This is a genomic window from Actinosynnema sp. NPDC020468 (assembly GCF_040642015.1).
Classification (GTDB): domain Bacteria; phylum Actinomycetota; class Actinomycetes; order Mycobacteriales; family Pseudonocardiaceae; genus Actinosynnema.
On sequence record NZ_JBFAEO010000105.1, the window covers coordinates 1766 to 3072 of the forward strand.

Genomic DNA, 1307 nt, shown 5'->3' on the forward strand with positions numbered 1-1307 from the left:
CTGGTGTCTGGTTGTTCTTTGAGAACTGCACAGTGGATGCGAGCATCTTTGTGGCAAGTTTTTAAGGGCATACGGTGGATGCCTTGGCACCAGGAGCCGATGAAGGACGTAGGAGACTGCGAAAAGCCTTGGGGAGCTGTCAACCGAGCTGAGATCCAAGGGTGTCCGAATGGGGAAACCCGGCCCCAGTCATGTGGGGTCACCCACGCCTGAACACATAGGGCGTGTGGAGGGAACGCGGGGAAGTGAAACATCTCAGTACCCGCAGGAAGAGAAAACAACCGTGATTCCGTGAGTAGTGGCGAGCGAAAGCGGAAGAGGCTAAACCGTATTCGTGTGATACCCGGCAGGGGTTGCGTGTACGGGGTCGTGGGACCTGCTTGTCAGTTCTGCCGGACTGGCGGAGAGTCAGAAAATACTGTGGTTAGTGGAACGTGTCTGGAAAGCGCGGCCGTAGAGGGTGAGAGTCCCGTACGCGAAAACCCGGTATCTCTTTGCAGTGTTCCCAAGTAGCAGCGTACTCGTGAAATTCGCTGTGAATCTGGCGGGACCACCCGCTAAGCCTGAATACTCCCTGGTGACCGATAGCGGACTAGTACCGTGAGGGAAAGGTGAAAAGTACCCCGGGAGGGGAGTGAAATAGTACCTGAAACCGTGTGCCTACAATCCGTCGGAGCCTTTAGGGGTGACGGCGTGCCTTTTGAAGAATGAGCCTGCGAGTTAGTGCTGCGTGGCGAGGTTAACCCGTGTGGGGTAGCCGTAGCGAAAGCGAGTCCGAATAGGGCGGTTGAGTCGCGTGGTCTAGACCCGAAGCGGAGTGATCTAGCCATGGCCAGGGTGAAGCGTGGGTAAGACCGCGTGGAGGCCCGAACCCACCAGGGTTGAAAACCTGGGGGATGAGCTGTGGTTAGGGGTGAAAGGCCAATCAAACTCCGTGATAGCTGGTTCTCCCCGAAATGCATTTAGGTGCAGCGTCGTGTGTTTCGTGCCGGAGGTAGAGCACTGGATGGTCTAGGGGGCCCACAAGCTTACCGAAATCAACCAAACTCCGAATGCCGGTACGTGAGAGCGCGGCAGTGAGACTGCGGGGGATAAGCTTCGTAGTCGAGAGGGAAACAGCCCAGAACGCCGGCTAAGGCCCCTAAGTGTGTGCTAAGTGGGAAAGGATGTGGGGTCGCCCAGACAACCAGGAGGTTGGCTTAGAAGCAGCCACCCTTTAAAGAGTGCGTAATAGCTCACTGGTCAAGTGGTCCTGCGCCGACAATGTAGCGGGGCTCAAGCACACCGCCGAAGCCGTGTCATTCAAC

1 rRNA gene (cut by a window edge) is annotated in these 1307 nt (G+C 56.8%); it reads left to right on the forward strand.

Going from position 1 to position 1307, the window contains the following annotated elements:
• Positions 1–51 precede the first annotated feature (51 nt).
• Positions 52–1307, forward strand: a 23S ribosomal RNA gene (locus tag AB0G50_RS35790); it runs 1614 nt beyond the window's last position.